We start from the raw sequence: 7851 nt of genomic DNA, 5'->3' as shown, positions 1-7851 counted from the left end.
TTTTGGTCGCCCTGAACACGACTCGCGAACCGCAGCCCACCCGCACCCCATGTGACAGTCGGGGTGCGGAATGTGGGATCTAAATTTTACCCTTCCTGAGCGGAGCCTTTAGGACAGTCAAGTTTGATAAAATTCTTGTGGGGTGAGCGCGAGAACCCGCCCCTAAATAAAATTTAGAGACCCAACAGCTTAAGTTTATCTACTTAATTAAACCCCTCCTGACGCAACCAATAAATGGTTTTCTGCGCTATGAGTAAGCCACTCTGTTTGCGGCAGTGGACCCCCTAAAGAGGAAGTTATCAATACCTGAAGCCCTTGCCATTATTACATCTTTTTTTGTTCTTCCTTCTTCCTTCTTCCTTCTTCCTTCTTCCTTCTTCCTTCTTCCTTCTTCCTTCTTCCTTCGCCTCTGATTACTCGTTCATATTCTTGTACGTAGCAACAGCCGAAGGCGAACTCCGGTTTAAATAACGGAATATCCAATACTTAAATACCGTATCCAATATCACTGGAAACGTTGCAATGAACAAAAATATGAACTGCCTATTTTCTGGCAGTCCCAAATGCCTCGATACACCTTCGAGAACTACTTCCCAACCATGAGGCGAGTGGAATCCCACAAACACATCTGTAAACAAAATAATTACGAAAGCTTTCGCACTGTCGCTGAGGCCGTAAATCACATCGTCCATGAAAGACTTTAAAATCTCAATCTCTTTCTTGTTAGTGACGATAATCGCGGCAAAGGCCATGCAGGAAATCAAATCGGCAAAAATATTTTTAATAGCTCCACCACTTTCACCGCGGTATTCCTCCGCTAGCTCAACTGCTTTCTCGGTAATCTTATTTTCCGTTTCCTCTAAAGAAAGCGACGGAGCAATGCCTATTAACTTTTCAAATTTGAGGTGTTGCTCAAATCTCTCCAGTTCTTGCAATGCTTCTTCTTCCAGGTTAACATTTAGGAAAACTGGGGCATTTTCTTGACCTCTAAAATGGTCAACTACCGGTCCGACTAGAAAGTTTTTGGAAATTTGATTCGTCAACAGCGGAACTAAAATCAAAAGTAAAATAAATCTCAGAGAAATAATTGTTTTTACTTTGGAATTGCGGAAATTTTTAACTACTTCTTTTTCCGCTTCCGGGTCTAAATCTTTAGTAATTCGATTCAAAGTTCCCAAAAGTGATCGCGGTAATAAATTCACTTCTTCATAGTTAGTGTCAACCTCACCATCGTGAATTTGAACCGACGAATTAGCTGAACCTTTATTTTTGGGGTCAGGTGGAGAACTGCTATTTGTTGTAGATTTTGCCTGCAGATTTACTGAACTGACAACCGGAACAATGGCCGTTGATCTACTATTATTAATATACTTGTCGATGACTCCATCAATAAACTCTAGCTTCTCAAATACAAGGGAGGCTCGATCTTTATTGTTTAGATGTAATCCGTGCTGGTGAGGCTCAGCGCTGGGCCCCGTTTTCGGTTTAGCCCCCACTCGCTCCGGCAGTTCCAAAAAAGAACGGCTAGCATTAAACTCAACCATTCTGGTTTGGATGACCTTGAGGTATTTTTGCAGTTCGGATTTAAAGTAAGACAGGGTGCTTTGTCCGTAATCTCCCGATCGCTCAGAGATTCCTTGACCGCCAAAATGCTCGTCTTCGATCGCCTTAATGGCTAACGCAGCATCGTAGGCCTGTTCTAGGGCCCTCTCAGGCGTTTCTCGATACCATTGGTTAGCGCTGTAGAGATATTTTACAATCCTGTGCCACGGAGAAGTATTCATAGCTAAAGCTTGTTAGTTGGCTGTAGACATTAGTGATTAAAGTATTCACAGTATGGTAACAAATTTACATAAATTGGGAACCGAGGTGTCGGATTCAATTTGGATTGTCGGATCTGCCCGCAGTGGCAAAACCACTAGGTTAGTCGAGCAGTTCTGCATTTGGAGCAAAACTGTCAAGCCTTTGCCCACAAAAGTTTCAGGGCCATCGAGTTCCGGGCGGCGGCGGGCTGGACAAACTGCCCCAGCAATTTTAGTCTTAGCAGCTAACGGAGACAACCGGCTAGAATTGGCCGATCGCATCGCCGTCGCTACCGAAGGAAAATATACCTTTCACTCCACAACGCCCTTCGGTTTTTTTGAGCAGGAGGTATTGCTATTTTGGCCCCTGCTAGTTCAGTCGCTGCATTTGAAGGCTCAATTTCCCCTACGGCTGCAACCTGAAACAGAACTGGAACTTGCCGCCAGACTCTGGCGTCGCGAACTAGACGAAGGCATTTTGCAACAAACAGGGGTAAGTCCAAACCGAATGGTGCGTCGAACACTAGACTTATTACAACTTGCTGCTGTCAGCGGTACGCCCAGAGAAGAGATTCCCAGCATTCTGGAACAGGGATTTGCTATCTCAGGCGGCTCGACCAACCTGTGGACTAGCATGGGAGAGTTGCTGGAAAGGTGGCGGGAATGGTGCTTGACGCGGGGGTTCCTGACTTACGGGATTGTTTGCGAACTCTACTGGCGCTATTTGTTGCCGGATGTCAGTTACCAGAAGCATTTGGCCTCTAGATACCAAGCTGTGATCGCAGACGATCTTGACGATTATCCCGCGATCAGCGGCCATGTGTTCGATCGAATGCTCGACCAAGGTGCAGTGGGGGCGTTTTCCTACAATCGGGATGGAGGAGTGCGTTTGGGCTTGGGGGCTGACACAGAATACCTAGCGCGACTCGAAGACCGCTGTCAAAGCGTGGAAAATTTGGACGCACAAGCCGGTTTAGCCCCAGAGATTGGAGATTTAGCGGTAAGTTTAGCAGTTAATTCTGAGGGTTTTTATCCTTTAGGCTTGAGTTTGCCCGGTAAAGTTCGATCGCTCCAAACCACTTCCCGGGCTCAACTGCTGCGAGAAACAGCCGAAATCATCGTGGATGCGGTGAAGTCACAAGCCGTGGAACCGCAGGAAATCGCCGTAATTGCCCCTGGGATGGATGCGATCGCCCGTTACAGTTTAACGGAAATTCTGGCGCGAGATGGTATCGCCGCCGTATCTCTCAACGATCAGCGTCCCCTCTCGACTACCCCAGAGATTCGAGCTTTACTCACTTTGTTAGCCTTAGTTTATCCGGGACTCGGCCGTTTAGTTGATCGAGACGGCGCCGCCGAAATGCTGGTAGTGTTGGGCAGCCAGAAACACCGTTCATTGGAAACAGAAGATTCCAACTCGACTTTCAATCTAACATCTCAAATTCACAATCAAAAATCGATCGACCAAGTGAGAGCAGGTTTAATCGCCGATCACTGTTTTTGTCCAGATATCGATCGACCTCAATTGCTGCCAATTACAGCCTTTCCCCGGTGGGACAGACTGGGACACCGAGCAGCCCGGGCCTACGAGCAGATTGTCGAGTGGATCGAACAACAGCGGTCGCAACAGCAGGAGCGGCTGTTGCCGAGTCCACTTGCGCTGCTCGATCGAGCCATCCAGAAATTTCTCATGAACGATAGATACCTCCCCTACGATCGGCTAGCAGCCCTGCGTGAGTTAATGGAAACAGCCAGCCACTACTGGGAAATCAACGGGCGAATGCAGCGCGTAGAACCAACAAACGGCGGCGACTCAGAAACGATCGCGCGGTTCATCCAGTTGTTGCGCCAAGGAACCGTCACCGCCAACCCCTTTCCAGTCCGTCCAGAAGGCCCAGCAGCCAGAGCCGTCACCCTCGCAAACATCTTCCAGTACCGCAGCAGCCGCCGCGCCCACAAATGGCACTTTTGGCTGGATGCCGGCTCGCCCCTGTGGCTGAGCGGCGGTGCGGCGACATTGTTTGGCGCCCCCTTATTTTTGCGATCGCAACAGGGGCGTCCCTGGGAAACCGAAGAGGAAACAGCGGCTGACCAACAGCGACTGCGGCGAATTCTGCTAGATTTGTTAAGTCGCTGTTCCCTGCTTTACCTTTGCCACAGCGAACTATCCGTCAGTGGACAAGAACAAACCGGGCCACTTCTGCCCCTAATTAACAGCTCTGTTTCTTGTCAGCAGTCAGCATAAGGCATTCACTTCTGCAGGCAAGAGGCACATCTGTCTTCAGCATTCGACATTCGGAAACAACAAATTATGACTGCAAAGATTTCTATTTTTTCTGGTTTTGGATAAATACACCAGGCTGACTCGAAGCCAGACTTCTAGACTGGATAAAAGTGCGCCGATATTAAAGTATACCCAAGATAGGCAGCAAAACGTGCAATCATTAATATTTTGATCTCAAAATATGCCCGGCTTAAAAAATATCTATAGCCGTTGCATTTCTGATTTAGTATGTTAGAAATGATCGGGATTATTAATCAATTTTAAGCCATATTTGTGGCAACAAACTGATACTAATCAGTTTTTAAAGTTAATCGGGATCGTCGTTGTTTAAAGGAGCCAAAATAATGCCCAGTGCAGTGCCAGTAGTAGTTATACCAACACCAACACCAGAACCAACACCAGAACCAACACCAACACCAACTCCAACTCCAACTCCAACTCCAACACCAGAACCAACTCCGACGCCGACGGGAACTCCAACTCCCTCCGGGGACGACACATTTGGCGGCATAGACGACACCTTGCGCGGAGGCGGAAGTACATCGCCCGCAGTCATCGGTGGCGTAGTCCGCGGCGGAGATACCAACGACTCCTTAGTTGGCAGTCCCGGCCCCGACGTGATTTCCGGGCTGCAAGGCAACGACAACCTGCAAGGAGCCGACGGCGACGATTTAGTATTCGGGGGCGATGATGACGACGTGCTGTTCGGCGGGCCCGGCAACGACGTTCTCGATGGCGGTTTAGGACTCGATACCCTGTACGGAGGTAAAGGCAACGACTCCCTCGACGGGGGAAATAACCCCGACCTGCTGTATGGCAATGACGGCAACGACACGGTAATCGGAGGCGAAGGCAGAGACACGGCTTACGGCGGAAAAGGCAGTGACAGCTTGCGCGGGGGTTCTGGCGACGATAGCTTTTTGGGCGATCGAGGCGACGACATCCTCTGGGGCGACCAAGGTAACGACTCGCTCTTCGGCGGCGATGGCGAAGACTTGGTATTTGGCAACGAAGGAGGCGACTGGCTCTACGGAAACGCCGGGGGGGATACATTTTTTTCCGGCGACGGCGACGACATCGTATTCGGCGGCTCTGGCGACGACATCGTGGACAGCGGTGCTGGCAACGACGTTCTTTGGGGCGAAGCAGGCAAAGACGTAGTGGCAGGAGGCGAAGGCAGAGATGTCTTCGTCATCGGTGCCTTCAGTTCCCCCAGTGGCAGCAGCAGCGCCGGCACTAACGCGGGCTTTCTGACCACAGGCGGCCCCGACATCGCCGATGCCGACATTTTCACAGACTTTCGTCAAGGCGAAGATGCGATCGGGTTAAGTGGCGACCTCAAGTTTGAAGATTTGGTAATCTTCCAAAGCACCGACACCAAAGCCGGCAGCACAATTATTCGCAACGGCGTCAGCGGCGACTTTTTAGCAGTATTGCCCGGAGTAGACAGCAGAACCCTAGGGCGAAGCTCATTTGTAATTGCCCCCACAGTTCCCGGCAGCGCAACTCCGCTTCCCCTACCGACGCCGACAGACAGTCCGACGCCGACACCGACAGCAAGTCCGACACCAACGCCGACAGCGACGCCGACGCCGACACCGACAGCCAGCCCAACGCCGACGCCGACAGCAAGTCCGACACCGACGCCAGACCAGCCGGTGCCGACATTCCCGACACCGACAGCAAATCCGACGCCGGCGTTCCCGACGCCGACAGCAAGTCCGACACCGACAGCAAGTCCGACGCCCATCCTTAACCAACCTCCAAAAGCAGTTAACGACAACTTCACCACGGTTGCGGGTCAACAACTCACTCTCAACGTTCTGTTGAACGACACTGACGCGGAACAAAGCGCTCTGACTGTCACGACTTTTGCTCCAGCAAGCAAAGGGAGCCTGGTTCCCGTGGGCGGCGGCGTATTCAAATACACCCCGAATCCGGGCTTCTCGGGTACTGACAGCTTCAGCTACTCGATCTCAGACGGTAACGGTGGCACAAGTCAGGCGGTAGCAAGCATCCGTGTCAGCAGCCCCCCGCAGCTAGTAATTAACGACGGTGTGGTGGTTGCCAAAAGTAATCCTACCCAGACAATCACCGCTGCCGATTTGTTAGTGACAGATCCCGACAACACGCCGTCGGAAATCTTTTACACGATTACCAAAGCCCCCGACGCTACCAGAGGTTTTGTCCAAAGGGGCACCACCTTTCTCAACGTCGGCGGCAAATTCACCCAAGACGATATCAACAACAACATCGTCAAATACAACTTGCTGGCGACAAGTGGCAGCGACAGTTTCACGTTTACCGCCTCCGATGGGTCTGCAACTGTTGGGCCGGTATCCTTCAGCATCACGGTGGTAGATAATATTGTCGATCGCAGCGCACTCCCGGCCAGCAGCTTTACAGGCAGCAACCTCAGCGACTTCATCCTCGGCGGGGCCGGCGACGATACCCTCTCTGGGGGCGACGGCAGCGACATCATGGATGGTAATGGCGGCAACGACCTCGTATTCGGTGAAGCAGGCAACGACTCGGTGGTAGGCGCGATCGGCAACGACACCGTTGACGGCGGACTGGGCAACGACACAGTTGACGGCGGCGACGGCATAGACTCGCTGATCGGCGGGCTGGGCAACGACCTGATGTTCGGCGGCAATGACAATGACAACCTCTTGGGCGGTGACAATAACGACAGCATTGACGGCGGAATAGGCAATGACTCGATATTGGGAGAGTCCGGCGACGACTCGATACTTGGTGGCACCGGGATTGACACCTTACTTGGTGGCATTGGCGACGACTCCCTCGACGGCGGTGCTGGCGACGACATCCTCGACGGTGGGCTGGGCAGAAACTTGCTTGACGGGGGTATCAATAACGATTCCATATCCGGCGGCGACAACGATGAAACGATTTTGGGTGGACAAGGCAACGACACGGGACTAGGAGGTTTGGGCAATGACTACGTGTTGGGCGAGGCCGGCACCGATTCCCTGTTAGGCCAAGCGGGCGACGACACTCTCGACGGCGGTGCCGGCAGCGACTGTCTCAGCGGCGCCTTCGGCAATGACTTGGTGTTGGGCGGCGATGACAACGACTCGCTTTCCGGCGGTGTCGGCAATGACATTTTGGGCGGTGGCAACGGTTCTGACTTGCTCACGGGCGATGATGGCAATGATTTCTTCTACTACGAAACTCCCAGCGAAGGCGTGGACGTGATTGCTGACTTTAACGCTAACGGCAGCGAGACCGACAGATTTTTGTTCAGGTCGTCAAATTTCGCAGGTTTAACCAACTCAGGAACTACTCTCGATTTCACCAGTTTTATCGTCAGGAATATCGGGTCTAGCGGCGACAACATTAGCAAGCAATCAGTCATTTTGTTTGAATCTAAATTTGACAACGCTCAAGCAGTAAATGCAGTGTTGAAGAATCAAAACGGTTCGAGCAAAGCGGGAGCTTTCTTCGTGTACCTGAACAATACTTTTAACAAGTACGTTCTCGGCTTCGACCCGAATGTGGCAGATGACAGTCTCCCAGCTTTCGATTTGGGAGTGTTGAATTCTATTCCTACAGTGCCGGGAGCGCTCAGCACCGTCATTACTGCATCTGACTTTAAGTTTATTTAGTAGTTTTTGAGTAGCGTCGCAAGGAGTCGGAACAATGCCAAGTGCAGTATCAGTACCTTTTCTCGAAAATCGGCTACCCGATGAGAACGGGGATAGTTTGGATGGCGGCACGGCGCCGTCGCCTACGCCGTCGTCG

General features: G+C 51.5%; 3 protein-coding genes. 2 read left to right on the top strand and 1 reads right to left on the bottom strand.

Annotated features, from left to right (window positions below):
- Positions 1 to 413: 413 nt before the first annotated feature.
- Positions 414 to 1784 (bottom strand): proton extrusion protein PcxA, encoded by a 1371-nt coding sequence (locus QT994_RS11280; RefSeq protein WP_333174473.1) that lies wholly within the window; start codon positions 1782 to 1784, stop codon positions 414 to 416.
- Between the two features lie 52 nt (positions 1785 to 1836).
- Between QT994_RS11280 and QT994_RS11275 the strand changes: the two genes are divergently transcribed.
- Together QT994_RS11275 and QT994_RS11270 are read left to right on the top strand one after the other, a co-directional pair.
- Positions 1837 to 4047 carry a recombinase family protein gene (locus QT994_RS11275; protein ID WP_333174470.1) on the top strand — a complete coding sequence of 737 codons (2211 nt, stop codon included), beginning with the start codon at positions 1837 to 1839 and terminating at the stop codon, positions 4045 to 4047.
- A gap of 383 nt (positions 4048 to 4430) precedes the next feature.
- Positions 4431 to 7715: an Ig-like domain-containing protein gene (locus tag QT994_RS11270; protein WP_333174468.1), complete on the top strand. Its 3285-nt coding sequence runs from the start codon at positions 4431 to 4433 to the stop codon at positions 7713 to 7715.
- The last annotated feature ends 136 nt before the right edge of the window (positions 7716 to 7851 follow it).

It is taken from the genome of Microcoleus sp. S13_B4, from assembly GCF_036700885.1.
Taxonomy (GTDB): Bacteria; Cyanobacteriota; Cyanobacteriia; order Cyanobacteriales; family Microcoleaceae; genus Microcoleus.
The sequence above is the reverse complement of the archived record's forward strand: the minus strand, read 5'-3'. Positions and strand labels throughout refer to the sequence as shown.

Bases quoted from the DNA above. Each gene is read 5' to 3' on its own strand.
- QT994_RS11280 (WP_333174473.1), bottom strand. From the start codon at position 1,784: ATGAATACTTCTCCGTGGCACAGGATTGTAAAATATCTCTACAGCGCT.
- QT994_RS11275 (WP_333174470.1), top strand. From the start codon at position 1,837: ATGGTAACAAATTTACATAAATTGGGAACCGAGGTGTCGGATTCAATT.
- QT994_RS11270 (WP_333174468.1), top strand. From the start codon at position 4,431: ATGCCCAGTGCAGTGCCAGTAGTAGTTATACCAACACCAACACCAGAA.